The following is a 25,332-nucleotide window of genomic DNA, read 5'->3' as shown; positions in this document are numbered from 1 at the left end:
CCCTTCCGTGGAGACGGAGACGCCCATGGAATCCTCGTATCAGTGACTTTCAGCCTCCTCAGGAGGGTGATCAATGCCATCCATTGCGCGACGCACGCATTTCTTTCAAGGTTGCCAAAGAAGCACGCCAGCGACGAAAGTATAATACATAGTAATGAATTCATAATGCACATTAAGGTATCAACAGGACTCGCGTAGCCCCGACATTAATGATTAACAGCCCAATGATGGAAAGAGTGTAACCCTTGCCTGACCACTGCCAAGCCTTATCACCCTCACTGGATGGTCTGAGCTCTCATTTAATTTCACCAATACTCATTTAGGAAGAAAAAATGAAGCTGAATGATTCTGCTCTGTTCCGGCAGCATTGCTACATCGATGGGCGCTGGACGGATGCCGAAACGCAAGCTGTCATCGACGTCACCAACCCCGCCACCAATGAGCAATTGGGGACCGTGCCCAAGTTGAGCAAGGACGAGGTTAGCGCGGCAATCGACGCCGCCGATCGCGCCTTTCCCCTCTGGAAAGTCAAGACAGCCAAGCAGCGCGCCTCGATCCTGCGACGCTGGTTCGACCTGTGCATGGAACACCAGGAGGATCTGGCACACATCCTGACTCTCGAACAGGGAAAACCCCTCCAGGAAGCTCGGGGGGAAATCGCCTACGGCGCCTCCTTTATCGAATGGTTCGGTGAAGAGGCCAAGCGGGTCTACGGCGACATCATCCCTGCCCATGCCAATGATCGTCGCATCGTCGTCACCAAGGAGCCCGTCGGCGTGGTGGCCGCCATCACACCCTGGAACTTCCCCAACGCCATGATCACCCGCAAGGCGGCCGCCGCCATGGCAGCCGGCTGCACGGTGGTCGTCAAACCCGCTTCCAGCACCCCCTACTCGGCCTTGGCGCTGGCCGAACTCGCCGAGCGGGCCGGCGTGCCCCAGGGCGTGTTGAATGTGGTGACGGGGAGTGCAAGCGTCATGGGGGGCGAGCTGAGCGCTAACCCACGCGTACGCAAGCTCTCCTTCACCGGCTCCACCGAGGTTGGCAAGGTGCTGCTCGGCGAGTGCGCGAAAACTGTCAAGAAGGTCTCGATGGAACTGGGCGGCAATGCGCCCTTCATCATTTTCGAGGATGCCGACCTCGACCAGGCGGTGGCGGGGGTGATGGCCTCCAAGTTTCGCAATACCGGCCAGACCTGCGTTTGCGCGAACCGGATTTTCGTTCACGACAAGGTCTACGACGACTTTGCCGACCGGCTGGCCAATGCCGTCAGCGCGCAAAAAGTCGGCAATGGCCTCGAGGAGGGGGTAGCGCTTGGCCCCTTGATCAACCCGGCGGCCGTCGAAAAGGTGGAGCAGCATATCGAGGATGCGAAGGCCAAGGGGGCTAGCGTTCACCTGGGCGGGCAACGCCACGAGTTGCAGGGGAATTTCTTCCAGCCGACGATCCTGACGAACGTCTCCCCTGACTCCCTGCTCATGCACGATGAAACCTTCGGCCCCGTGGCCCCGCTGTTGCGCTTCAGCGATGAAGGCGACGTGATTCGCCAGGCCAACGACACCTCCCTGGGATTGGCCAGCTACTTCTATACACGAGACGTGGGGCGCGTCTGGCGCGTTGCGGAAGCCCTGGAGTGTGGCATCGTCGGCATCAACGAGGGCATCATCTCCAGCGAGCTGGCGCCTTTCGGCGGGGTCAAGGAGTCCGGCATTGGCCGCGAGGGTTCCAAGTACGGTATCGATGACTATATCGAAATCAAGTATCTCTGCATGGGTGGTCTTTGAGTTCTGACCGGCCAAACGACACAGGACATAGCATATGAGCAGCAAGCAACAGCGGGTCGGCATGATCGGCGTCGGTTTGATGGGGCACGGGATCGCCAGCAGTCTCCAGCGCCATGACTGGCCCTTGAACTTCCTCGAACATCCCGGCAACCAACCGGTCGAGGATCTGGTCGCCAAGGGCGCGACCGCCTTCCCCAGCGGGGCGGCACTCGCCTCGCACTCCGACATCATCATCCTCTGTGTGACCGGCACGCCCCAGGTGGAAGACGTGTTGTTCAGTGACGGCGGCGTCCTGGAGGGTCTTCGCTCGGGCACGGTCGTCATCGATTGTTCGACCGCGATACCCAGCTCCACCCTGCGGATCGCCGAGGCGGTGGAAGCGGCAGGCGGTCGTTTCCTGGATGCCCCGATGACGCGCACCCCCAAGGAAGCCGCCGAGGGCCGGCTCAACCTGATCGTCGGTGGTGACCGTGAGCTCTTCGAGGCTCAGCTTCCGCTGCTGCAGAGTTATGCCGAAAACATCACGCACGCCGGGCCGGTGGGTGCGGGTCATAAACTGAAGCTGCTGCATAACTTCGTCTCGGTCGGCTTTTCCACGGTACTGGCCGAAGCCGCCGCGTGCGCCGAACAAGGCGGCATCGAGGCCGAGGTACTGGTCGATGTGCTGGCCCATGGTGGCGGCGCGGGCACCGTCCTGGAGCGGTTACGCCCGTACATTATTTCGCGGGATGACAGCGGCTTTCGCTTCAGTATCGCCAATGCGCACAAGGACATGGGCTACTATCTGGCCATGGCTAAGGATACCGGTGCCACACAGGGTGCCGCCGCGGGGATTTACCAGGTACTGGACGATGCCGAATCCTCGGGTCATGCCCAATCGACGGTGCCCGAGCTGGTCAGCATCCTGACAGGCCAGACGCGAAAGTGAGGCCTCGGCAACGGTAGGCGGCTCCCGGAATGGCGACAAGTCAGCATCACCATGTATCCGGAGTCGCTGTCCCGCCATGTGTACCCTGACGGCCACGCCTGGCAGGAAACATGAGCACACCCACAGAGGAGGTTCGTAACATGCCCCAAGTACAACCCTGCATCGCCTTGACTCTCGGCGACCCGGCCGGCATCGGGTCAGAACTGGTGGCCAAACTGCTGGCGGATCGCGACGCGGTGGGTCAAGCCAACATTGTGGTCGTCGGTGACCGTTGGCTATGGGAAGAAGGTCAGCGGGTGGCCGGTACCCGGCATGAGCTACCGGAAATCTCGAGCCTCGCCGAGGCTCGCCATCAGTCAGGCCCGGTATTGCTGCCGACATCGACGGTCAAGCAACAGGATGTCGAATACGCTCGCGTCAGTGGTCTCTGCGGCGCCTCGGTCCTCGAGGTACTGACACTTTGCATGGATGGCGCCAGTGACGGGCATATCGATGCGATCTGTTTCGCCCCGCTTAACAAGCTGGCCATGAAACAGGGCGGACTGAAGCACGAGGATGAACTGCACTTTTTTGTCGACCACCTGGGTGTCGAGAACGCCGTCTGCGAATTCAATACCCTGGGCAATCTCTGGACCTCGCGTATCTCCTCGCATATTCCCCTCGCCGAGGCGGCGTCCCACGTCACCCCGGAACGCATTCTCAGTGCCACCCAACTGATACACGATGCGCTGATTGCCGCCGGCATCGAGCAGCCCCGTATCGGGGTGGCGGCATTGAACCCTCATGCCGGCGAGGGCGGGACCTGCGGCCGCGAAGAAATCGACATCATTGCGCCCGCGATCGACGCCTGCCGTGACGCCGGCTATGCCGCCCAGGGCCCCTTCCCCGCCGATACCATCTTTCGTCGCGCCCGGGACGGCGAATTCGACGGCGTCGTCACCATGTACCACGATCAGGGGCAAATTGCCTTGAAGCTGATGGGGTTCGAACGCGGCGTCACTGTCCAAGGTGGTCTGCCAATCCCCATCACCACTCCAGCTCATGGCACCGCCTTCGACATTGCCGGACAGGGTAAAGCAAACGTGGAGGCCATGCGCCATGCCTTCGACATCGCCTGTCGAATGGGCCGACATCATTTCAGCCATTAGGCCTACGGTTTCCGACGAAAGTGCAACACACAAAAATGAATTATGAGTACATAATAATAATTGATGGGCACTAGTTGAGACGCTGAGCCCAACCAAACCCCGCAAGGAAGCATCACCCCGGGCGATGGGTCTTCTGCCAGGAAAGCCGCCACAACATGGCACCATAACATACGGAGAACAATGATCATGAAAAAGCACGCCACTACACTGTTTCTCGGCCTATCGGCCACTGCATTATTAAGCCCCTTGGCATTAGCACAAACCCAAGAAGCCACACTGGCTCACCCGCACCAGAACTATGGCGTCGAGGCCGCTGAAGCCTTCAAGGCTCATGTCGAAGCCGCGACCGGTGGCGAATTGACCATCAACCTGGTACGCCATGGCGCCTTGGGGGGAGATCGTGAGATCACCGATCAATTACGACTCGGCGAATTGGAATTCAATCTGCCAGGCGCTGGCGGCATTGCCAGTATCTTTCCCCATGCCCAGGTGCACAGCTGGCCGTTCCTGTTTACTGAGCGCAGCGTCTTCTGGGAGTTGCCACAGGACCCTGAATACTTTCAGTTGACACGCGACGAGCTCCTGAAGGAAAGCGGCGACACCATGCGCCTGCTCGCGCTGATGGAGAACTCGGTCCGCCACTTGTATACCACTCGCGGGCCTATCCGCACACCGGACGACCTGGATGAGCAAGCCATTAAGATGCGCACCCAGGCGGTGCCCCTGCATCAGGAGCTGTTCGAGGCACTCGGCGCGGCGCAGATCGTGACGGTCTCGGCACCCGAGCGCTATTCAGCTCTGCAGAGCGGGCTGATCGACGGCATGGAAGGTGGCCTGTCTTCGGCATGGGACGCCGGCCTGATGGAAGTCGCCGACTACGTTTCCCTCACAGGCCATATGTACGAATATCTGTGGCTGGTATCCAACAACGCCTTCTATGAGGGACTCTCCGACGAACACCGCCAGGCGGTGGACGAGGCTGCCATCATCGCGGCCACCACCAGCAACGCGGTCAGCTACCAGGACGATAACACGGCACTGGAGAAGATGGCCGAGGCCGGCAAGGAGATCTATGTGCCCACCGTCGACGAGCTAAGCCAGTGGCAGGACATTGCCATTCCAGCGGCCCGTGAGTTCATCGAAGAAGAGGTGCCCGAATCCTATATCGAGGCGACCATGGCAGCGCTCGAGCGCACCCGGGAACGCATCGCCGGCATCAAGAGCTCTAATTCCAACTAAGTCGTTTCCCATGGCTTTTTACTCCCCTTCCCCGTCGGGAAGGGGATCAGCCTCATGATCGTGGTCGGGAGCTCATGTGATACCACTATTCTTGATTCTGGCCCTCGTCGGGCTCATCGTCATCGGTGCGCCGGTATTCATGGCGATGGCCGGGGCCTCACTGATTCATTACTGGGAAACGGGTCGTGACGCGACAATGAGCATTCTCACGTTGAGAATGTTCGATGGCATGACATCCTTCACCTTTCTCGCCATTCCCCTTTTTCTACTTGCCGGTGAGATCATGTCCCGCGGGGGTCTCACCGATCGGCTGATGGACCTCGCCCGCGCCCTTGTCGGACATTTCAAGGCGGGGCTCGCCCAGGTCAATATCGCATCGAGTCTGTTCTTTTCCAGCATCTCCGGATCCGCCTACGCCGATGTCGCCGCCATGGGGCCGGTGATGATTCCCGCGATGCAGAAGGAAGGCTACCCACGGGGTTTCGCGGGTGCCTTGACCGCCGCCTCGGCGACGCTCTCCCCGCTGTTTCCCCCGAGCATCGTGCTGATTATCTACGGTTCGGCCTTCGGTGTCTCGATCGGTTCCCTGTTTGCCGCCGGCCTGACGATTGCCCTGACGCTGACCCTGCTGTTCTGCCTGGTGACCTATGCCATGGTATGGCGCTACGGCATCCCCTCCCACGAGTGGCTAGGCATGCGCCAACTGGGACGCGCCTTTCTCAAGGCCGCAATTCCCCTGGGCATGCCCATCATCGTGGTCGGCGGTATCCTCGGCGGCTTTTTCACCGCCACTGAAGCGGCTTCGGTCGCAGTGGCTTACGGGTTGGTGGTTACGGTGGCGATCTATCGCACCATTCGGTTTCGCGACCTGATCCCCATCCTTCGTCAAACCGCTATCACTAGCGCCGCCATCACGATCCTGGTGGGCGTCGCGGCGATGTTTTCCTATGTCGTGGTGCGCCGCAACATTCCCACTCAGGTGGTGGACTTCCTGTTGCAGATCACCCAATCGCCGATGGGGATCGTGGCACTGATCATTCTGATCCTGCTGATCGCGGGCATGTTCATCGACCGCAACTCCAATCTGCTGTTGCTGGGCCCGATCATCATCCCGATCTTTACCACGGAGCTGGGGTACAGCGACGTCCAGACGGCCATGATCATCATTTCGGCCCTGGGTGTCGGGCACCTCACCCCGCCGTTTGGTGGCACCCTGCTGACGGCCTCGCTGGTGGGCAATATGTCGGTGGCGGAAATCAGTCGTTACGCCTGGCCCTTCATTCTGGTCAAGGTCCTGTTGACCGGGCTGATCGTAGCGATTCCGGCCCTCAGCGAGGCACTCCCTCGCGCCCTCGGCTTCGGAGGCATCTGATATGAGCCATCAGACACTCAGGTACTCTTTCAAGCGATTCGTACTTGCTGTCGATCAGTTGGCCGGTTGGGTGGACAAGGCCCTGCAAGCCGTCCTGGTCGTGGTGATGTCGAGCATTTTCCTGCTGATGTTCGCCCAGGTATTGTTGCGCTACATCATCCACATGCCCTTCGCCTGGATCGAAGAGGTCGCCGCGTATCAACTGCCGATCCTGGCGCTCTGGGGGGCGGCCGTGTGCATCCGCCACGGCTCGCATCTCAAGGTCGAAATCCTGCTCGATGTAATGCCGAGAGTGCTCAGGAGCCTGTTCGTCATCGCCATCCACCTGCTGATCTTCTATTTTGCCCTCAAGGTCTACCAGTCCGGTCATGCGCTGGTCGAGCTGGGCCGCAACCAGCTGGTCACCAGCCAAACCTTTTCGCTTTATTGGCCACGTATGACCATCGTCATCGGTGGTGCCTTGATCATGTTCCAGTCCGCCGTGATGGTGTTGAGAGAAGTGGCCGACTTGTTCGGGGCAGGACTGACGCCATCGCCGGACGATGCCAGGACGACGTAATCACGGAAAACCTCACAAAGGAGCGACACAATGACTACTACATCCCCTATCGGTTTCATCGGACTCGGCAAGATGGGTGCCGGCTTTACCGCGCGTCTCGTCGAAAGTGGCTATTCCGTTATCGCCTACGACATCGACGACGCCTGCTGCCAGGCCGCCAAGGCCAAGGGCGTCGAGATTGCCGAGTCGCCGGCCAAGGTCGCCGAGCGTGCCGAGATCATTCAGGTGTGCGTGATCTCCACCAAAGCCGTGGAGGCGGTCATCCTTGGTGAGGGCGGTATCGTCGAGATCACCCAGGGACAAGGCAAGACCGTGGTCGACCACTCCACGACCGAACTCGAGACCACCAAGCGCCTGGCACAAACCCTCTTGGAGCGTACCGGCATGCAATTTGTCGACGCCCCGGTTTCCGGCGGCCCCGGCGCCGCCGCCGAGGGGCGCTTGGCCATCATGGCCGGCGGTGAGCAAGCTGCCATCGACGCCGTCGAGCCATTGATGACCACCCTCGGAAAATTCACGCGTATGGGCGAGGTCGGCGCCGGACAAGCCACCAAACTGATCAACCAGGCACTAGTGCTATCCAACTATTGCGTGATCGCTGAAGCCTGCAATCTCGGTAACCAATTCGGTATCGATGTTAGCAAGATCCCCGACGCCCTTTCCTCGGGCTATGCCGGCAGCAACCTGCTCAACGACCTCTTGCCCCGCATGGTGGAGAACGACTTCGAGCCGCGAGGCTACGCTCGGCAGATTCTCAAGGACTTGCATATGCTGCAGGACGCCGCCAATGCCTTGAATGTTTCCATGCCCATGGCGGGTACCGCCAACTCCCTCTACAGCATGCTGATTTCCCAAGGCAAGGGAGAGCTGGATGGCGCAGCCATCATATCGCTACTGGAAGGTGCCACGCCGGAGCGCAGATCATGACGTCACTCCCCATCATCGATGCCCACCAGCACTTCTGGGACCTCGAGCGCAACTATCTGCCATGGCTTTGTGACGAGCCGATGATTCCGTTTCGCTATGGCGATTACAGCCGCATCCGGCGCAACTACTTGCCGGAGGACTACCGACGCGATACGGCGAATCATCGAGTGGTCGGCTCGGTGTTCATCGAGACGGAGTGGGACCCCAGAACGCCGGTGGAGGAAACCCGTTGGGTCCATGAACTGGCCGAACGTGAGGGGCTGCCCAGTGTGATGGTGGCCCAGGCTCGCCTCGACCAGCCGAATGTCGAGGAGGTATTGGAAGCTCACTGTACCTACCCACGGGTCCGCGGCATCCGCCACAAGCCCCGCGCCGCGTCATCTCCCACCGAGGTGGAGCCCGGCGCGCCGGGTTCCATGGGGGATCCGACCTGGCGTCGCGGCTTCGCTCGGCTGGCTGCCCACGGTCTTTCCTTCGACCTGCAGAGCCCCTGGTGGCATTTCCACGAAGCGGCCGACCTCGCCGCGACCTATCCCGACACCCAGATCATCATCAACCATACGGGGCTTCCGGCGGATCGTAGCGAGGCAGGATTACGCGGTTGGCGTGAAGCGATGTCGGCCGTGGCCCGGCAACCCAATGTCGCAGTGAAGATCTCCGGTATCGGCTTTCCCGATTCCCCCTGGACGGTGGAACTGAATCGTCGCGTCGTGCTCGAGACGATCGACTGCTTCGGCGTCGAGCGTTGCATGTTTGCCAGCAACTTTCCGGTGGATAGCCTGGTCGCCTCCTTCGCCACCCTCTTCGATGGTTTCATGACCATCACCGAGTCGCTCGGTGAGACAGAAAGACTAAAGCTCTTTCATGACAATGCCGTTCGCCTCTACCGTATGGATATACCCCTAGAAAGCGCATGAAAGCTTCTTGTACCTGTTCGGCGTTTGACGCCGAGTAGGCAGGCGCTACTTGGTGCAAGACGGTCTATTCGGCCATATCCTCGAGGGCCGATATCTCCACCTTGTCTCTGAGGTGGCGACGCAGGACGGCCCCCAGCGCTTCACCATCCCTGGCGCGCAGGGCCTCGACCATGGCCTCGTGATCGCCCACTGCCCTCGACCAGTAATCGTTGCTCAACTCGGCGGTAAAGCGGACGCGACGCACCCGATGGTTGAGGTTCTTGTAGACATCGATCAAGACATCATTCTGCGACGCCACCACGATGGCCTCATGGATCTGCTGGTTGATCAACAGATATTCTTGCATGTTGCCGCTCTTGTAATGCGACAGCATCTGATAATGCAGTGCTTCGATATTCGTCAGTTCGGCCTCGGTCACCCGCGCGCCAGCCAACTCGCCTGAAAGCGCCTCCAGGCTCTGCATTACCTCGAAGGTGTTCCGGAGTGTCGCCCTGGTCAGCTTGGCGACACGCGCGCCACGGTTGGGTAGCAGCTCAACAAAGCCTTCGAACGCCAATACCTTGAGCGCCTCACGGAGCGGTGTACGCGAAACCCCCAGCTGCTCGCAAAGCTCTTTTTCCGGCACGCGTATCCCGGGCGCCAGCACTCCCTGGTTAATCATGTCCCGAATACGCTCAGCCACTTCACCATGAAGGGTGTTCAGTTTTATCTTGTCCATAATGAATTATCCAAAAAGGCTTTTTTTCAAACGTTTAGGGGTAACGCGACAATTTGCACTAACGACCTACAGGACAATATTTTTGTTGACGATGTTAATATAATATTATGAATTCACTATAGCAGATGTACAACCCGCGCTCCCCTCAAAACTGGGCCCTGCATACCCTTGCCGAGTACACTAAGCCTGCGGCCCGGCAGCTTCGACCAGCTGGCAAGACAAAGCCCTCGCGTCGGAGGGCTTTATAGTATCCAACATTGAGGCGGGGTCGTTTCAGACCCTGCAAAAGTCGCCAGGCGTCAGCCAATGCGCTCGAGCTCCCGGGCATGCAATCGGCCGCGCTCGACATAGCCTTGGGCGTTCTTTCTCAGCCCTTCCACGGCCTCGGGTGACAGCTCGCGCACGACCTTGGCCGGGGCACCAATGATCAGCGAATTATCGGGGAAGTTCGCGCCTTCCTTGACCAACGCCCCCGCCCCGACCAGGCAGTTCTTGCCGATCACCGCGCCATTGAGAATCACCGCCTGAATGCCGATCAGGCTGCCATCCCCAATCGTGCAGCCATGCAGCATGGCCTGATGCCCTACCGTCACGCCCTTGCCTACCGAAGTGGGAAAACCGGGATCGGCATGCAGCACGGCGCCGTCCTGGATATTGCTCTCCTCACCCACTGAAAGCGTCTCGGTATCGCCGCGCAGCACGGCCTGATACCAGACGCTGGCACCGCGCGCCAGCGTCACCTTGCCGATGACATCCGCCGTTTCGGCGACGTAGACGTCGTCCTGGATGTCGGGCGTCGTGTCGCCATACTTGTAGATCGCCATTTCTGTCTCCTTTTGCTCACTCTGCTGAAACCATCTGCCGCGGCGCCGACCCCTTGCCAGAGTGGACCAGCTATCGTGACCAGTTATTGTAAAAAATAGGCCTCGACGCTTGCCACCGCATGGCGAACGTCGTCATCCGACACGTCGAGATGGGTCACCATTCGCGTCACCGGCGACACCGCCATCAACACGCCGCGGGCCTCGAGAAACTCGCCGAGCCCCCCGCAATGTGCCTCAGGGAAGCTTACGAATACCATATTGGTGTCGCAGGCCAACACCTCGACACCCTCGATATTGGCCAGCCCCGCTGCCAACTGCTGGGCATGACGATGATCATCGGCCAGTCGCTCGACTTGATAGTCCAGCGCATGCTGGCAACCCGCCGCCAGCATGCCGACCTGGCGCATTCCACCACCCAGCGTCTTGCGCCAGCGACGCGCCCGCGCGATAAAGTCCCGACCGCCCAGCAGCAGCGACCCTACCGGTGCCCCCAGACCCTTCGAGAAGCACAGCGACACCGTGTCGAAGCCGCGGCACAGCGATGCCAGCGAGCGTCCGCTGGCGACCGACGCGTTGAACAGCCGCGCCCCGTCCAGATGGGTGGCCAGGCCGTGCGTTCTCGCCACGCCGGTCGCCCGGGTCAGGTAGTCCTCGGGCATCACCTTGCCGCGGAAGGTGTTTTCCAGGGCGATCAAGCGGGTCCGCGCATGATGGATGTCGTGTCCCTTGATCGCTGCACGGACCTTGTCCAACGGCAGGCTGCCGTCCGCGGCATGCTCGATCGGCTGGGAATGGATGCCGCCCAGCGACGCCGCCCCGCCGCCCTCATCGCGATAGATATGCGACCGCTGGCCGCAGATAAACTCGTCACCGCGCTGACAGTGCGTCATCAAGGCGGCGAGGTTGCTCTGGGTGCCCGAGGGAAAGAACAGCGCCGCGGGCAGCTCTGCTTTCTCGGCCACCGTCGCCTCGAACGCGGCCACGGTGGGGTCATCGCCCCAGACGTCATCGCCCACCGGCGCCTGGCTCATGGCCAGGCGCATCGCCGCGGTCGGCCGGGTGACGGTATCACTACGAAGATCGATCATGACAGGGCCTGCTCAAGCACGCGTGCCACATGCACTGCGGTGTGGCCGCTGCCGTCATGGATCTGATGGCGACAGCTGGTGCCGTCGGCGACCAGCAGCGCCTCGTCACCGCGATCGCGAATCGCCGGCAGCAGCGACAACTCGGCCATCTTCATGGAGGCCTCATAGTGCTCCTTCTCGTAGCCGAAGCTCCCCGCCATGCCGCAGCACGACGACTCGATCGTCTCGACCTCGAGGCCGGGAATCCAGCCCAGCACCCTCTCGACCGGACGCAGCGCATCGAAGGCCTTCTGGTGGCAGTGACCGTGCAGCATCGCGCGCCGTTGACCGAGCGACTTGAGTTCCAGCGGCAGCTGGTCCGCTTCGCGGGCCTTGACCAGGAACTCCTCGAACAGGAAGGACGATTCCGAGAGCGCCCGCGCTTGCTCGCCGAAGCCGTACTGCAGGAATTCGTCGCGCATGCTGAGCAGGCACGACGGCTCGAGACCGACGATGGCCACGCCACGCTCGACGAAGGGCATCAGGTGATCGAGGGTGCGCTTCGCCTCGGCCTTGGCCTTGTCGAACTGCCCCGAGGAGAGATAGGTCCGCCCACAGCAAAGTGGGCGCTCGCCCTTTTTGACATTGAGGTGCACCCGATAGCCGGCGGCTTCAAGCACCCGCTTGGCGGCGCGGGCGTTGTCGCCTTCCATATAATTGTTGAAGGTATCGACGAACAGCAGCACCTCGCGACCTGTGGCCGCGGGGCCAGCGGTCTCGCCGGCCCCGGCCAGAAAGTTGCCGTCGAATGCCGGCAGCGAGCGCTGCTCGGCGAGCCCCAGCACCTGCTTGACCTGGCGAGACAGTAACGGCACCCGTTCGACGACCCCCATCAGGCCCGGGAACCGGCTGGCGTAGGGCGCGTAACGCGGCATCTCGCCGACCATGCGATCGCGCAGCGACAGGCCCTTGGCCTTGGCCCGCGCGGTACGCGCCTCGATCTTGAACTTGGCCATGTCGACACCGGTCGGACACTCGCGCTTGCAGCCCTTGCACGACACACACAGGTCCAGCGCTTCCTTGACGTCATCGCCGGCCAGGCCCTCGTCGCCGAGCTGGCCCGAGAGCACCAGGCGCAGCGTATTGGCACGGCCACGCGTCAGGTGCTGCTCGTCCTTGGTAACGCGATAGCTCGGGCACATGGTGCCGGCGTCGAACTTGCGGCAATGGCCGTTGTTGTTGCACATCTCCACAGCCATCGCCAGGCCATGGGTGGCATCGCCGCCGGTGCCCGGCGGCGTCTGCTCGCCGGTCAGGGGGTCGCGCTCGACGTTCCACGCCGACCAGTCGAACACCGGGGTCAGCGGAATCGTCTGGTATTTCTCGGCGAAGCGGAAATAGCGCTTGTCGTCCATCTTCGGCGTGTCGACGATCTTGCCCGGGTTGAGCCGGTTGTCGGGATCGAACAGCTGCTTGATCTCACGAAACGCGTCGTTGACCGTGGGGCCGAACTGCCAGGCCACCCACTCGCCGCGACACAACCCATCGCCGTGTTCACCGGAATAGGCGCCCTTGTACTCGCGCACCAGCGCGGAGGCCTTCTCGGCGATTTCGCGCATCTTCTCGGCGCCGTCGCGGCGCATGTCGAGAATCGGTCGCACGTGCAGGGTGCCGACGCTGGCATGGGCGTACCAGGTGCCCTCGGTGCCGTAACGGTGGAACACCTCGGTCAGCTTGTCGGTATATTCCGCCAGATGCTCCAGCGGCACCGCACAATCCTCGATGAAGGACACCGGCTTGCCGTCGCCCTTCATGCTCATCATGATATTGAGCCCCGCCTTGCGCACGTTCCACAGCGCCTTCTGCTCGGCGGCCTCGGGCATGTCGACGACCGACCCCGGCAATCCCAGCTCACCCATCAATTCGCTGAGCCGACGCAGCGCGGCCAGCTGCGCATCCCGGTCCTGGCCGGCGAATTCCACCAGCAGCACCGCCTCGGGCTTGCCGATCAGCGCTTTCTCGATCACCGGACGGAACGCCGGGTTCTGCAGCGACAGCTCGATCATGGTGTGATCGACGAGCTCCACCGCGGTCGGGCCGAGCGTGACGATATGCTGAGTGAAATCCATCGCCTGGTAGAACGTCGGGAAGTTCACCACGCCCAGCACCTTGTGCTCGGGCAAGGGCGACAGACGCAGCTTGATGCGCCGGCTCATGCCCAGGGTGCCCTCTGAGCCGACCAGCAGGTGCGACAGGTTGGCGCGCCCGTCGGGGTCGTAGGGCTTGGGATTCTGGCAGTTGAACAGATCGAGGTTATAGCCCCCCACGCGGCGCAGCACCTTGGGGAAGTGCTCGCGGATTTCGGGATCGACACGTGCGGCAATCGCCTGGACCTGCTCCGACAGTCGATGCTCGCGCGACCCGGGGGCCAGCTCGTCGACGAAGCCGAAGTTCACCTCACTGCCATCGGCCAGCGTCGCCTCGACGCCGAGCACGTTGTGCACCATGTTGCCGTAGTGAATCGAGCGTGAGCCGCAGGAGTTGTTGCCGGTCATGCCGCCGATGGTGCATTGCGCACTGGTGGAGACATCCACCGGATACCAGAGCCCATAGGGCTTCAGCCAGGCATTGAGATGATCCAGCACCAGGCCCGGCTCGACCACCACCGTGCGGGCCTGGGCATCGAAATCAATGATCTGGTCCAACCAGCGCGAGGTATCGATCACCAGCGCCTCGCCCACCGTCTGCCCGCACTGGCTGGTACCCCCGCCGCGCGGCAATACCGGCACCCTGGCGTCACGGGCGATGTCCAGCGCCAGCGCCAGGTCGCGCTGATGGCGGGGAATGACCACGCCGACCGGCGTGATCTGGTAGATCGAGGCATCCGTCGCATAGCGGCCCCGCGACGCCTGGTCGAACAGCACCTCGCCCTGCAGTTCGCGCTCGAGCCGTGCCGCCAGTGTCGTGACCGGCTTGACCTTGGCATTGCGGGATTGAGTCTTCTCGGTCAGGGACGTCATGCCGCCCTCCTCAGTCGTTCACCTAGGCCAAGCGGTTAACCTGCACGATGCATGGGATTAGCGGCGAAGTAATCGAGCGCCGCGGTCACGCCCGAGCCCTTGAGTGACACGCCGGCAAGCTTCATCCCGGCCTCGCAGCCGCCCAGGGTGGCGATCAGCGTCAGGTCGTTGCAATCGCCCAGGTGACCGATGCGGAACATCGTGCCCTTGACCTTGCCCAGGCCCGTGCCCAGCGACAGGTCGAAACGCTCGTAGATGATCTTGCGCACCTCGTCGGCATCGATGCCCTCGGGCATCACTACTCCGGTCAGCACCGGCGAGTAGACGCTCGGATCCTGGCACTGGGTCTCCAGGCCCCATGCCTCGACGGCACAGCGCACCCCGGCCGCCCAGCGCTGATGGCGAGCGAGCACGTTCTCGAGCCCCTCTTCCTCCAGCATGTCGAGCGCCTCGTTGAGGCCGTAGAGCAGATTGGTGCTGGGCGTGTAGGGCCAGTAGCCATTCTTGTTGGCTTCGAGAATCTCATCCCATGCCCAGAAGCTCTTTGGCAGTTGCGCCTTGGCGCTGGCGGCGATCGCCTTGTCGGAGAGTGCGTTGAAACTGATCCCCGGCGGCAACATCAGGCCCTTCTGCGATCCCGAGACGGTCACGTCGACGCCCCACTCGTCGTGGCGATAGTCGGCGCTGGCCAGGCCGGAGATGGTGTCCACGATCAGCAGTGCCGGATGGCCGGCCGCATCGATGGCGCGACGCACGGCGGCGATATCGCTGGTGACACCGGTCGAGGTCTCGTTGTGCACCACGCACACCGCCTTTATCTCATGCTTCGTGTCCTCCTTCAGGCGTGCCTCGATCATGTCCGCCTGTACACCATGACGCCAGCCTTCAGCGCCCGGCAGGCCCAGGAACTCGGGCTCGAGGCTCAGACGACGCGCCATCTTCTGCCACAGGGTCGCGAAGTGGCCGGTCTCGAACATCAGTACCCGGTCGCCCGGCGACAAGGTATTGATCAGCGCCGCTTCCCAGGCGCCGGTGCCTGAGGCCGGGTAGATGATCACCGGGCTCCCGGTCTTGAAGACCCGCTTGATCTTGTCCAGCAGGTCGCGCCCCAGGGCGCCGAATTCGGGGCCCCGGTGGTCGATGGTCGGCAGGCTCATGGCGCGCAGGATGCGATCCGGGACCGGCGACGGGCCGGGGATCTGCAGGAAATGACGGCCGGACGGATGATAATCGAGCTTCAACATGGTGATCTCTCCAGAGGCAATCTTGTACTTTTGATAATGAATGCAAAATGCGCCAAAAATTTTTTTACTTGATACAGCCCTCGGTCCGCAGCGTTTCCAACTGCTCGGGCGTGAAGCCCAGGGTGTCGAGCACTTCGTCGGTATGCTGACCAAACAGGGGCGCAGGGCTGCGGATCTGCGAGGGCGTACGCGAGAACTTGCTCGGAAAGCCGATGGTCTTCATCTTGCCGATCACCGGGTGATCCATTTCCTGCACCATGCCGCGCGCCAGGTAATGCTCGTCCTGCATGGCCTGGGCGAAGTTGTTGATCGGCCCGGCCGGCACGCCCGCCTTGTCGCAAAGCGCCAGCCAATGGTTCATCTCCCGGTCGACCATGATCGCTTCCAGCACGGCTTCGAGTTCCTCGACATGCTGGCCACGGTCGAAATTGGTCAGGAACCGAGGGTCGGCCATCAGGTCCTCGCGCTCGAGCACGTCCTGGCAGAAACGCTCCCAGGTACGCTGATTGGCGCAGCCCAGCATGATGTAGCCGTCGCTGGCCTTGACCGCCTGATAGGGCGCCGACACGCGATGCCGCCAGCCGGTCGGCTCGGGGACCGTGCCTTCGCCGAAGTAGGCCGCCGCTTCCCAGGCGAACCAGGGCAAGCCGCACTCGGTGATGGCGATATCGATGTGCTGGCCTTCACCGCTGTTGGTCTTGTGGATATAGGCCGCGAGAATCGAGTACACCGCCGTGATGCCGGCGCCGATATCATAAACAGCAATGCCGGTCTTGAGCGGGCGCCGGCCCTTCTCGCCGGTCATCGACATCAGCCCGGTCATGCCCTGAGCGACCAGGTCGAAGCCGCCACGATGGCTGTAGGGGCCGGTCTGGCCGTAACCGGAAATCGAGCAGTAGATGATGCCGGGATTGATCGCCTTGATGGTGTCGTAGTCGATCGCAAGCGACTTGGTCACGCCGGTGCGATAGTTCTCGACGATGACGTCGGCGTCCTTGGCCAGGCGATAGAATATCTCCCTGGCCCGGTCGTCCTTCAGGTTGAGCGAGATGCTCTTCTTGTTACGGTTGATCTGCGAGAAACAGGTCGACTCGTCGTTGATATAGGGGCCCATCTGGCGGCTGTCGTCACCGCCCTGGATCTTCTCGACCTTGGTGACCTCCGCTCCCATGTCGGCCAGCACCATGGTGCAGTATGGCCCGGCCATGATCTGCGAAATGTCCAGCACCTTGACGTTCTGTAGTGGCAGCATTGGCTGTACTCCCTTCTGGATGACTTAACGACCCGACCATTCGAAAGGCGTCTTGTAGACAAACTTGTCGACGGCCGCCTTGAAGTCATCGCTCATGTAGCAGGCGGTGACCCAGTCGTCACCCGCCTCGAGTGACGCACGACGCTGGGCCTGGACGCGTCCCACCAGCGCCTTGCTGGCCTGGAGTGTCAGCGGCGCACGCGTCGCGAATTCATTGGCAATCGCCATGACCTCATCGGCAATGGTTTCGGGCGAGTAGACGTTGTTGACCAGCCCCGCCTGGTAGGCCTCGTCGGCGGTAAACAGCTTCGCCTGCATCAACACTTCCTTGGTGCGTGCGACGCCCACCATATCGATCAGCCGCGATACATTGGTGATCGACAGGGTGTTGCCCAAGGTCTTGGCAATCGGCACCCCGAATTTCAGCGACGGCGTGCAGTAGCGGAAATCGCAGGCCATGGCGATCGCCGCGCCACCGCCGACACAGAAACCCTCGATCATCGCAATCGTCGGCTTGTTGAGGATTTCAAGACCACTCACTACCCGCTCGATGCGACGCTCGTAGTCGAGGGCATCCTCGGGCTTGGTGAAGTCAGCGAACTGCGTGACGTCGGTCCCTGCCACGAAGGCCTCGCCACCGACGCCGTGCAGCACCACGGCATGCACGCTGTCGTCCTCGGCCAGCTGCGAGCAGCTGGCTTCCAGGGCGTTGTACATGTCCCACGTCATGGCATTGCGACTCGCGGGCCGGTTGAAGCCGATCCAGGCGAGATGTCCCTCCCGCCGTAAAATCAGCGCCTCGTCGGACATAAGCGTGTCCTCCTAAGAATCTATCGGGCTCAACGGTAGAATAGTTCCACCAGGCCCATCGGGAAGATCGGCACGTAGGTCACCAGCATCAGCAGCACGAACAGCAGGGCGACGAATGGCAGATTGGTCTTGGACACATCCCAGATGTCCGCCTTGGCCACCGAGCAGGCGGTCATCAGCACGCTTGCCACCGGGGGAGTCTGCTGGCCGATCGCCAGGTTCAGCGTCACGATCATGCCGAAGTGGACGGGATCGATGCCGACCATCATTACCAACGGCATGACAATGGGTACGGTAAGAATGATCGCCGCCGCCGAGTGCAGGATCATGCCGATCAACAGCAGGAAGACGTTGAGCAACGCCAGCACCGCGTACTTGTTGCTGGTGAAGTCGCCGATCATCCCCGCCAACATCTGCGGCAGCTGGGCGCGGGTGAGGAAATCGCCGAGCAATGCAGAACTCGCCACCAACAGCATGACCACGGCGGTCTGAACACCGCCCTCGACCATGGCCGCGCGTAGCTTCTTCCACCGCAGCTCGCCGTAGCGGAAACTGATCAGCAGCGCGGCCAGCACCGCCAGCGCGGCACCTTCGGTGGCGGTCATGAAGCCACCGAAGATGCCACCCAGAATAATCATCGGCAGCAAGAAGGCAAGGCCCGCTGCCTTGAAGGTGGCCCACACCCGGCTCAGCTTGAAAGTCTGCTCCACGGGGAAGTTATAGCGGACCGCGAAGTACCAGGCGAGCACCATCATCAACAGCCCACCGACCAAGCCCGGCACGATGCCGGCAACGAAAAGCTGCACGACCGAGGTATCGGCCATGGCGGCATAGAGGATCATCGGGATCGAAGGCGGGATAATGATCGCAAGCGACGCCGAGGAAGACGTGATGGCGGCGGCGAACGGGGCTGGATACCCCTTGCGCTTCATTTCCGGAATCAGGATGGAGCCAAGCGCGGCCACGTCGGCCACGGCAGATCCGGAGATCTCGGCGAAGAACAGCGAGGTGCCGACGTTCACCATGGCCAAGCCGCCACGAACGAAGCCGAGCAGTGCGGAGGCGAAGTCGATCAGCCGTCGGGAGATGCCGCCGGTGTTCATGATGGCGCCGGCCAGGACGAACAACGGTATGGCGATCAGCGGGAACTTGGTCGCACCCTCGAACAGCACCAGCGGGAAGCCGAGCAGGCTGTTCGTGCCTTGCATCACCAGCATGGCGATGATGGACACCGCCCCCAGGGCCACCGCGATGGGAATATTGATGAAGATCATGGCCAGCCCGGCCAGCAGGATCAAAGCCGTCGTCATTGCATTTCCTCCACAATATCCTGCTCCGAGGGGGGCTTCCGTCCATCCCAGGCTTCACGCAGGATGTCCGGCAGGTTAAGCAGCTCGGCGATGACAAAAAGCGCCGCGCCAATGGGAATAGCCGACTGGGTGAGAGCGATCGGGATCGGTACGCTGACCAGGGTAGAGCCGCCGAGCACGCCGATGACGTGGACGCCATAGATGGCGAGCAGCACGAAGAAGGTAATGGTGATGGCCTCGCCGAGCACGACCAGCACCATGCGCACAGCCCGTGGGCGTGAATAGACAAAACCGGGAACGCTGATATGGGCGCGCTTGAGGGCGGCGAGAGCGGCGCCGTAGTAGGTCACCCATGCCAACATCACGGCGGCGACCTCGTCGTACCACCCCAGGGAATTGCCGGCATAGCGGAAGCTGACGCCGAGCAGCACGACCACCGTCAGGGCAACCACCAGAAACATGGTGATGACCTCGAGCAGCCACTCGAAGCCGGATCGAAGTTTCACAAGGGACATTAAAGCCACTCCGTCGAGCAGAGGAAGGACCGCCCGGCCGGGGCGGTCCATGGGTTGGTTCAGAGGGGTTCAGTCGCCAGAGAGATTCAGCCTTCTTCACCGAGCGCCAGCACACGATCGACCAGGTCGCCGCCGCCTTCGACTTCCTCGTCGAAGAGCTCGTAGACCGGGCCGCTGGCATCGATGAAGGCCTGCTTGTCGGCCTCGTTGATCTGCATGCCGGCCGCTTCCATCTCGCTAAGGAGCTCTTCGTCCTGCTTGGCGGCCGTCTCGTAGACGAAGTCCTGGACTTCCTGGGCCGTCTCCTCGAGCACGTCACGCACGTCTTCCGGCAGGTCTTCCCAATGGCTCTTGGAGACCACGACATAGGCAGGCGTGTAGACGTGGTTGGTCATGGACAGATAGTCCTGTACCTCCTGGAACTTCTGGGAGTAGATCTGCACCAGGGGGTTTTCCTGACCGTCCATGGTACCGGTCTGTAGCGCCGTGAAGACCTCCGAGAGCGCCATGGGCGAGGGGTTGGCGCCGTATTCCTCGAACATGCGCACCCGCCACTCACCTTTCGGTGTCCGCAGCTTCAAACCATCCAGGTCCTCCGGGGTATTGATGGGCCGCTGGTTGTTGGTGATCTGGCGGAAGCCATTTTCCCAGACGGCGAGTATCTTGTAGCCCTCCTCTTCCGCCAGCGGATAGAGGTCGGGCTCGAGAACTTCCTCGATAACCCGCTTCATGTGGTCGCGATCCTGAATCAGATAGGGCATCTCGAACAGACCGAACTCATCTACCACCGAGGACATCACAGTCGAAGGTAGCGTAAAGGTCAGCTGGCCAAGCTTGAGCTTCTGCATCATGGAGCTGTCGCCGCCAAGCTGACTCGAGCCGTAGACCTGCACCTCGTAGTCATCGCCCAGTCGCTCGTTGGCCCGCTTGGCGAACTCATTCGCGGATGTATCGAACAACGAACCGGGGTTGCCCACGTGACCGAACTGCAACTCGGTCTGGGCCATGCCTAGCCCTGGCGTCATGCTCAACGCGAGGGAAGCGGTCACGAATGCTGTCTTGATCATTTTCATTGGATACTCCAGTGCTGGCTTGTTGTTGTGCGCGAGTTGCTCCGGGCGGAAACTGCCCTAAGAGCAGTCTCCCTAACGATGCTATCGCCCGGAGGCTACGCCTACGGACCGAGTCGTCTCCCTTCGTCTGGCGAAGCGGAGAGTCAGACCGTCACGGGTTCAATTTGAATTCAAAATGCAGAATTAGGTATTGAACTTTAGTCGTCAAATTACCGGAAATAATAAACAGTACAGGGGACTCAATGACTTGGGATTACCAGCGAGAAGAAATTAGCCCTAGATCTACGGCTCGACCAACACGACGTTGGCTTTCGTTGCCCCCGTTAGTGGATTTCATTTGTTATCACTCGGGCTCGAGTCCCCAGGCGAGACCAGCGGCCTCGATACCCGCGATCACCGCCCCCTCGTCTTCCGGGGACGAGGCACCGCTGGCCCCCGCTGCACCGATCACTTGATCGTGGGCGTCGAGGATCAGCACCCCACCTGCCACCGGCACGAAACGTCCTCCCGACACCGCAGCCACGCTGGCCAGAAAGGCGGGGCGTTCGGCATTGCGCTCACCGATCACGCCGCTTGCCGCCCCATTGCCCAGCGCGGCAAAGGCCTTGCCTAGGGCCACCGGAAAGCGCAGCGGCGCACAGCCATCCTCCCGTTCCGCCGCGACGATATTGCCGCCGCCATCCAGCACCACGACCGTCAGAGGTTCCGCGCCGAGTTCCCTTGCCTTGAGAAAGGCTCCCTCGAGAATTGCCCTGCCATGCGCACGGGTCAGTTGAACGCTGCAGCGATATACCTTGCCAGCCATCGTGTTGCTCCTTTAGCGGCACCGCTAATGGCGCATCGGGCCCGCTACGCGAGCCATCCATGCCACTGGTCAGTGACCTTGTGAGAATTTTGAATTCATAATACCTTTTGCAGTCATTAATCAATGTCGTCAGACTTGATGTCAATGCTTGTTTTCAGGCAACTCATTGTTTCACGACAACGATAACGGCCAACGCCTCGCTATCGCGGCTCACGCAAGACGCATGGCATCCGGAAGGAACCAGACCATGAGCAAGATCCAACATCGCAATCTTTACCGGGAGGTCGCGGACCGCATCCGGGATCTGATCGAACATGGCGACCTATTACCAGGAGAACGAATCTCCGAAAAGCATCTCTGTGAAACCTTTGGGGTGTCACGCACGCCGCTTCGCGAGGCGCTCAAGGTTCTGTCATCGGAAGGGCTGGTGGAATTGCTGCCCAACCGCGGCGCGCGGGTGGTGCAATTGACGCTCAAGATGGTCAAGGACACCTACGATCTGATGGGCGCACTTGAAGGGCTTTCCGGCGAACTGGCTTGTCAGGAGATCAGCGACGCCGAGATCGAGCGAATATGCGAACTGCACGAACAGATGTTGTCGCATTACCACAAGCGGGAATTGACGCCGTATTTCGAGGTCAATAAACAAATACACGAGCGCATTCTCATGGCCTCGAAAAATGAAATTTTGCAGGAGATGTACAGTAATCTCAGTCAGCGAGTAAAACGCGTGCGTTACTCCAAGAAGATGACCGACAGCTTCTGGCGTCAGGCGGTGGAGGACCACGAGAACATGGTGGCGGCGCTCAAGAAGCGAGACGGTAAACTGCTTGGGCAGATTCTGCGCGATCACCTGTGCAACAAGCTGGAAGTCGCCTCGCTGAGCGGCGTGATTGAAGACGAGGGGAAGCCTATGCGCATGGCCTCCTCCTGAGCCAGCCGGCCTGTTGCGCTAAGCGGCTTTTCGCTACTTCATCCGTTAACCTAATGGGATGGCGATTCGGCACTCCGCCTGCCCTTTTTGCCACCTTCGCCTATCTACCCATCATGCTTTTCAGAGTGTATATTGGAAATACTTTCCAGATTATCAAATCGATACTTGGTTGGGTCGGGGCCGTCAAGGCGAAACAGCGACGCATCCAACCCACAGATTGACAGTCACGGTCACCCATCGCCCGAGTCAGATGACCATGATGTCCGGGGGAATTCCCATGAACATTCTTTACGACGCGGCGCTCGACGGAGTGCTGCCACAGAACGACAAGGCCGAGGTGCTAGCCGATCTGCAAGCGGCGACGCCCGGCCTGACGCTGCTGCATCGCGAGGAAGACCTGCGCCCCTTCGAGTGCGATGGCCTCTCCGCCTATCGGGTACTACCGATGCTGGTGGCGTTGCCCGAGACGCTCGATCAAGTGGAGACGCTACTCAAGCGTTGCCGCGCGCTGGGCGTCCCGGTGGTCACGCGTGGCGCCGGCACCGGCCTCTCTGGGGGTGCACTGCCGCTTGAGCAGGGCGTGTTGCTGGTCATGTCGCGTTTCAACCGCATTCTCGACATCGATCCCGACGCCCGCACCATGCGCGTCCAGCCCGGAGTCCGTAATCTCGCGATCTCCGAGGCCGCCTCCCCCTACGGGCTCTACTATGCGCCCGATCCCTCCTCGCAGATTGCCTGCTCGATCGGCGGTAATGTCGCCGAGAATGCCGGCGGCGTGCACTGCCTGAAATACGGGCTGACCGTACACAACGTCATGAAGGTCGAGGTGATCACCATCGAGGGCGAGCGCATGACACTGGGCTCCGAGGCGCTCGACGCCCCGGGCTTCGACCTGCTGGCGCTGTTCAATGGCTCCGAGGGTATGCTCGGCGTGGTCACCGAGATCACCGTCAAGCTGCTGCCCAAGCCCGAGACCGCCAAGGTGCTGATGGCGAGCTTCGATGATGTGGAGAAGGCCGGTCGCGCCGTGGGCAATATCATCGCCGCCGGCATCATCCCCGGCGGACTCGAGATGATGGACAAGCTGGCCATCCGAGCCGCGGAAGACTTCGTCAAGGCCGGCTACCCGGTGGAGGCCGAGGCCATACTGCTGTGCGAGCTCGACGGCGTGGAAGCCGACGTCGACGATGACTGCGCTACGGTGCGCCGCGTACTCGAGGCGGCCGGGGCCACCGGCATCCAGCAGGCCCGCGACGACGCCGAACGCGCGAAGTTCTGGGCCGGCCGCAAGAACGCTTTCCCCGCCGTCGGCCGCATGTCGCCAGACTACTACTGCATGGACGGTACCATCCCGCGCCGCGAGCTTCCCCGCGTGCTCAAGGGCATCGCGGATTTCTCCGCGGAGTACGGCCTGCGCGTGGCCAATGTCTTCCATGCCGGTGACGGCAACATGCATCCGCTGATCCTGTTCGACGCCAACCAGCCCGGCGAGCTCGAACAGGCCGAGGAGCTCGGCGGCAAGATCCTCGAGCTCTGCGTGGAGGTCGGTGGCAGCATCACCGGCGAGCATGGCGTGGGGCGCGAGAAGATCAACCAGATGTGCGCCCAGTTCAACCCCGGCGAGTTGACCATCTTCCATGCGGTGAAGGCGGCTTTCGACCCCGAGCGGCTGCTCAACCCGGGCAAGAATATCCCGACGCTGGCCCGCTGCGCCGAATTCGGCGCCATGCATGTGCATAACAATCAGCTGCCGCATCCCGACCTGCCGCGCTTCTGAGGACTCAGGATACGATCATGTCCGATACCGCCAACACCGATCACGACGCCAGCCAAGCCCTGGCCGAACGCATCCGCCAGGCCGACGCCGAGGGCACGCCGCTGCGCATCGTCGGCGGCGACACCAAGGCTTTTTATGGCCGTAAGGTCGAGGGCTCAAGCCTCGCCACCCGCGAGCATCGCGGCATCACCTCCTACGACCCGGTCGAGCTGATCGTCTCGGTACGCAGCGGCACGCCGCTGGCCGAGCTGGAGGCCGCCCTGGACGCCAATGGTCAGATGCTCGGCTGCGAGCCGCCCCACTTCGGCGATGACGCCACCGTGGGCGGCATGGTCGCCACCGGCCTCTCCGGCCCGCGTCGTCCCTGGGCGGGCAGTGTTCGCGACTTCGTGCTCGGCACTCGGGTCATCAACCGTGAAGGTATCGAGCAACGCTTCGGAGGCGAGGTCATGAAGAATGTCGCCGGCTATGATCTCTCGCGGCTGATGGTCGGCGCCCAGGGCACGCTGGGGCTGATCACCGAAGTGTCGCTGAAGGTGCTGCCGCGTCCCGGTGCGACCCGCAGCCTGCGCCTGGAGCTACCGTTGCCGGAGGCCTTGGCGAAGCTCGCCGAATGGGGACGCCAGCCGCTTCCCATCACCGCCGCTGCCTGGCACGACGGCGCGCTCGCGCTGCGCCTGGAGGGCGGGCCAAGTTCGGTGGCCGCCACTCGGGAACGACTTGGCGGCGAGGATCTCGAAGACGATTATTGGATAGCGCTTCGCGAACAGCGCCTGGGGTTCTTCTCCCCGGACGACTCGCGGCCGCTGTGGCGTCTCTCGCTGCCACACAATACCCCGGTGATCGACCTTCCCGGCGTCAATGAGAGCGACGTGCTCTACGACTGGGCCAGCTCCCAGCGCTGGCTGCGCAGCGACCTCGACGCCGAGACGATTCGCCTGGCCAGTGCCCGCGCCGACGGCCACGCCACCTGCCTGACGCCAGGCCTGGACTCGCCCTTCACGCCGCTGGCGCCGGTAGTGGAAAAGTATCACCGCAATCTCAAGGCCGAGCTGGACCCTAAGGGCATCTTCAATCCGGGCCGGCTATACGCGGCGTTTTGAGACGTA

The 25,332-nt window shown here is 61.7% G+C and carries 22 protein-coding genes; 11 read left to right on the top strand and 11 right to left on the bottom strand.

Going from position 1 to position 25,332, the window contains the following annotated elements:
- The first annotated feature begins 332 nt into the window (after nt 1-332).
- The 8 genes from KG088_RS03715 (at nt 333) to KG088_RS03680 (ending at nt 8,874) form a co-directional block, all read left to right on the top strand.
- Entirely contained in the window at nt 333-1,784 is a 1,452-nt protein-coding gene (locus tag KG088_RS03715) for an NAD-dependent succinate-semialdehyde dehydrogenase (RefSeq protein ID WP_213824151.1), read from the top strand.
- Nucleotides 1,785-1,818: 34 nt separating this feature from the next.
- Entirely contained in the window at nt 1,819-2,712 is an 894-nt protein-coding gene (locus tag KG088_RS03710; RefSeq protein WP_213824150.1) for an NAD(P)-dependent oxidoreductase, read from the top strand.
- A 140-nt stretch (nt 2,713-2,852) separates the two neighbouring features.
- A complete protein-coding gene (locus KG088_RS03705; RefSeq protein WP_213824149.1) occupies nt 2,853-3,860 on the top strand; it encodes a 4-hydroxythreonine-4-phosphate dehydrogenase PdxA in 1,008 nt (335 codons plus the stop codon).
- A gap of 186 nt (nt 3,861-4,046) precedes the next feature.
- Nucleotides 4,047-5,099, top strand: coding sequence for a TRAP transporter substrate-binding protein (locus KG088_RS03700; RefSeq protein ID WP_213824148.1), 1,053 nt, complete (start codon nt 4,047-4,049; stop codon nt 5,097-5,099).
- 76 nt (nt 5,100-5,175) lie between these two features.
- On the top strand, nt 5,176-6,471 hold the full coding sequence (locus KG088_RS03695; protein ID WP_213824147.1) for a TRAP transporter large permease: 1,296 nt from the start codon (nt 5,176-5,178) through the stop codon (nt 6,469-6,471).
- 1 nt (nt 6,472) lies between these two features.
- Entirely contained in the window at nt 6,473-7,030 is a 558-nt protein-coding gene (locus tag KG088_RS03690; protein ID WP_213824146.1) for a TRAP transporter small permease, read from the top strand.
- Nucleotides 7,031-7,060: 30 nt separating this feature from the next.
- Nucleotides 7,061-7,957 carry an NAD(P)-dependent oxidoreductase gene (locus KG088_RS03685; protein WP_213824145.1) on the top strand — a complete coding sequence of 299 codons (897 nt, stop codon included), beginning with the start codon at nt 7,061-7,063 and terminating at the stop codon, nt 7,955-7,957.
- Entirely contained in the window at nt 7,954-8,874 is a 921-nt protein-coding gene (locus tag KG088_RS03680) for an amidohydrolase family protein (RefSeq protein ID WP_213824144.1), read from the top strand. Before KG088_RS03685 ends, KG088_RS03680 begins: the two co-directional genes overlap by 4 nt.
- A 64-nt stretch (nt 8,875-8,938) precedes the next feature.
- Here KG088_RS03680 and KG088_RS03675 read toward each other — a convergent pair whose 3' ends face one another.
- The 11 genes from KG088_RS03675 to KG088_RS03625 all read right to left on the bottom strand — a co-directional run bounded on the left by KG088_RS03675 (nt 8,939) and on the right by KG088_RS03625 (nt 21,512).
- Entirely contained in the window at nt 8,939-9,592 is a 654-nt protein-coding gene (locus KG088_RS03675) for a GntR family transcriptional regulator (RefSeq protein WP_213824143.1), read from the bottom strand.
- 299 nt (nt 9,593-9,891) lie between these two features.
- The gene (locus KG088_RS03670; RefSeq protein WP_213824142.1) at nt 9,892-10,416 is read right to left on the bottom strand and encodes a gamma carbonic anhydrase family protein; all 525 of its coding nucleotides are present in this window, start codon (nt 10,414-10,416) and stop codon (nt 9,892-9,894) included.
- 83 nt (nt 10,417-10,499) lie between these two features.
- Nucleotides 10,500-11,504 (bottom strand): low-specificity L-threonine aldolase, encoded by a 1,005-nt coding sequence (gene ltaE / locus KG088_RS03665; RefSeq protein ID WP_213824141.1) that lies wholly within the window; start codon nt 11,502-11,504, stop codon nt 10,500-10,502.
- On the bottom strand, nt 11,501-14,503 hold the full coding sequence (locus KG088_RS03660; protein ID WP_213824140.1) for an FAD-binding and (Fe-S)-binding domain-containing protein: 3,003 nt from the start codon (nt 14,501-14,503) through the stop codon (nt 11,501-11,503). Before KG088_RS03660 ends, ltaE begins: the two co-directional genes overlap by 4 nt.
- A 35-nt stretch (nt 14,504-14,538) precedes the next feature.
- Complete coding sequence (locus tag KG088_RS03655; RefSeq protein WP_213824139.1) at nt 14,539-15,747, bottom strand: pyridoxal-phosphate-dependent aminotransferase family protein; 1,209 nt, start codon at nt 15,745-15,747, stop codon at nt 14,539-14,541.
- A 64-nt stretch (nt 15,748-15,811) separates the two neighbouring features.
- Entirely contained in the window at nt 15,812-16,999 is a 1,188-nt protein-coding gene (locus KG088_RS03650) for a CaiB/BaiF CoA transferase family protein (RefSeq protein WP_213824138.1), read from the bottom strand.
- Between the two features lie 24 nt (nt 17,000-17,023).
- A complete protein-coding gene (locus KG088_RS03645; RefSeq protein ID WP_213824137.1) occupies nt 17,024-17,809 on the bottom strand; it encodes an enoyl-CoA hydratase in 786 nt (261 codons plus the stop codon).
- Nucleotides 17,810-17,838: 29 nt separating this feature from the next.
- Nucleotides 17,839-19,119, bottom strand: coding sequence for a TRAP transporter large permease (locus KG088_RS03640; RefSeq protein WP_213824136.1), 1,281 nt, complete (start codon nt 19,117-19,119; stop codon nt 17,839-17,841).
- Nucleotides 19,116-19,634, bottom strand: coding sequence for a TRAP transporter small permease (locus KG088_RS03635; RefSeq protein WP_213824135.1), 519 nt, complete (start codon nt 19,632-19,634; stop codon nt 19,116-19,118). The genes KG088_RS03640 and KG088_RS03635 overlap by 4 nt, the downstream gene beginning before the upstream one ends.
- Before the next feature lie 86 nt (nt 19,635-19,720).
- Nucleotides 19,721-20,707: a TRAP transporter substrate-binding protein gene (locus KG088_RS03630; RefSeq protein ID WP_213824134.1), complete on the bottom strand. Its 987-nt coding sequence runs from the start codon at nt 20,705-20,707 to the stop codon at nt 19,721-19,723.
- 343 nt (nt 20,708-21,050) lie between these two features.
- Nucleotides 21,051-21,512, bottom strand: coding sequence for a GlcG/HbpS family heme-binding protein (locus tag KG088_RS03625; protein ID WP_213824133.1), 462 nt, complete (start codon nt 21,510-21,512; stop codon nt 21,051-21,053).
- 247 nt (nt 21,513-21,759) lie between these two features.
- Between KG088_RS03625 and KG088_RS03620 the strand changes: the two genes are divergently transcribed.
- The 3 genes from KG088_RS03620 (at nt 21,760) to glcE (ending at nt 25,326) form a co-directional block, all read left to right on the top strand.
- Nucleotides 21,760-22,446 carry a GntR family transcriptional regulator gene (locus KG088_RS03620; protein ID WP_213824132.1) on the top strand — a complete coding sequence of 229 codons (687 nt, stop codon included), beginning with the start codon at nt 21,760-21,762 and terminating at the stop codon, nt 22,444-22,446.
- A gap of 277 nt (nt 22,447-22,723) precedes the next feature.
- Nucleotides 22,724-24,223 (top strand): glycolate oxidase subunit GlcD, encoded by a 1,500-nt coding sequence (glcD, locus tag KG088_RS03615; protein WP_213824131.1) that lies wholly within the window; start codon nt 22,724-22,726, stop codon nt 24,221-24,223.
- A 17-nt stretch (nt 24,224-24,240) separates the two neighbouring features.
- Nucleotides 24,241-25,326 carry a glycolate oxidase subunit GlcE gene (gene glcE / locus KG088_RS03610; protein ID WP_213824130.1) on the top strand — a complete coding sequence of 362 codons (1,086 nt, stop codon included), beginning with the start codon at nt 24,241-24,243 and terminating at the stop codon, nt 25,324-25,326.
- Nucleotides 25,327-25,332 lie beyond the last annotated feature (6 nt).

The organism is Halomonas jincaotanensis (assembly GCF_018448785.1).
Lineage (GTDB): Bacteria > Pseudomonadota > Gammaproteobacteria > Pseudomonadales > Halomonadaceae > Halomonas > Halomonas jincaotanensis.
This window is presented reverse-complemented; position numbering and strand designations above follow the sequence as displayed.

Coding starts and splice junctions, on each gene's coding strand:
- KG088_RS03715 (WP_213824151.1), top strand. CDS start 333: ATGAAGCTGAATGATTCTGCTCTGTTCCGGCAGCATTGCTACATCGAT.
- KG088_RS03710 (WP_213824150.1), top strand. CDS start 1,819: ATGAGCAGCAAGCAACAGCGGGTCGGCATGATCGGCGTCGGTTTGATG.
- KG088_RS03705 (WP_213824149.1), top strand. CDS start 2,853: ATGCCCCAAGTACAACCCTGCATCGCCTTGACTCTCGGCGACCCGGCC.
- KG088_RS03700 (WP_213824148.1), top strand. CDS start 4,047: ATGAAAAAGCACGCCACTACACTGTTTCTCGGCCTATCGGCCACTGCA.
- KG088_RS03690 (WP_213824146.1), top strand. CDS start 6,473: ATGAGCCATCAGACACTCAGGTACTCTTTCAAGCGATTCGTACTTGCT.
- KG088_RS03685 (WP_213824145.1), top strand. CDS start 7,061: ATGACTACTACATCCCCTATCGGTTTCATCGGACTCGGCAAGATGGGT.
- KG088_RS03680 (WP_213824144.1), top strand. CDS start 7,954: ATGACGTCACTCCCCATCATCGATGCCCACCAGCACTTCTGGGACCTC.
- KG088_RS03675 (WP_213824143.1), bottom strand. CDS start 9,592: ATGGACAAGATAAAACTGAACACCCTTCATGGTGAAGTGGCTGAGCGT.
- KG088_RS03670 (WP_213824142.1), bottom strand. CDS start 10,416: ATGGCGATCTACAAGTATGGCGACACGACGCCCGACATCCAGGACGAC.
- ltaE (WP_213824141.1), bottom strand. CDS start 11,504: ATGATCGATCTTCGTAGTGATACCGTCACCCGGCCGACCGCGGCGATG.
- KG088_RS03660 (WP_213824140.1), bottom strand. CDS start 14,503: ATGACGTCCCTGACCGAGAAGACTCAATCCCGCAATGCCAAGGTCAAG.
- KG088_RS03655 (WP_213824139.1), bottom strand. CDS start 15,747: ATGTTGAAGCTCGATTATCATCCGTCCGGCCGTCATTTCCTGCAGATC.
- KG088_RS03650 (WP_213824138.1), bottom strand. CDS start 16,999: ATGCTGCCACTACAGAACGTCAAGGTGCTGGACATTTCGCAGATCATG.
- KG088_RS03645 (WP_213824137.1), bottom strand. CDS start 17,809: ATGTCCGACGAGGCGCTGATTTTACGGCGGGAGGGACATCTCGCCTGG.
- KG088_RS03640 (WP_213824136.1), bottom strand. CDS start 19,119: ATGACGACGGCTTTGATCCTGCTGGCCGGGCTGGCCATGATCTTCATC.
- KG088_RS03635 (WP_213824135.1), bottom strand. CDS start 19,634: ATGTCCCTTGTGAAACTTCGATCCGGCTTCGAGTGGCTGCTCGAGGTC.
- KG088_RS03630 (WP_213824134.1), bottom strand. CDS start 20,707: ATGAAAATGATCAAGACAGCATTCGTGACCGCTTCCCTCGCGTTGAGC.
- KG088_RS03625 (WP_213824133.1), bottom strand. CDS start 21,512: ATGGCTGGCAAGGTATATCGCTGCAGCGTTCAACTGACCCGTGCGCAT.
- KG088_RS03620 (WP_213824132.1), top strand. CDS start 21,760: ATGAGCAAGATCCAACATCGCAATCTTTACCGGGAGGTCGCGGACCGC.
- glcD (WP_213824131.1), top strand. CDS start 22,724: ATGAACATTCTTTACGACGCGGCGCTCGACGGAGTGCTGCCACAGAAC.
- glcE (WP_213824130.1), top strand. CDS start 24,241: ATGTCCGATACCGCCAACACCGATCACGACGCCAGCCAAGCCCTGGCC.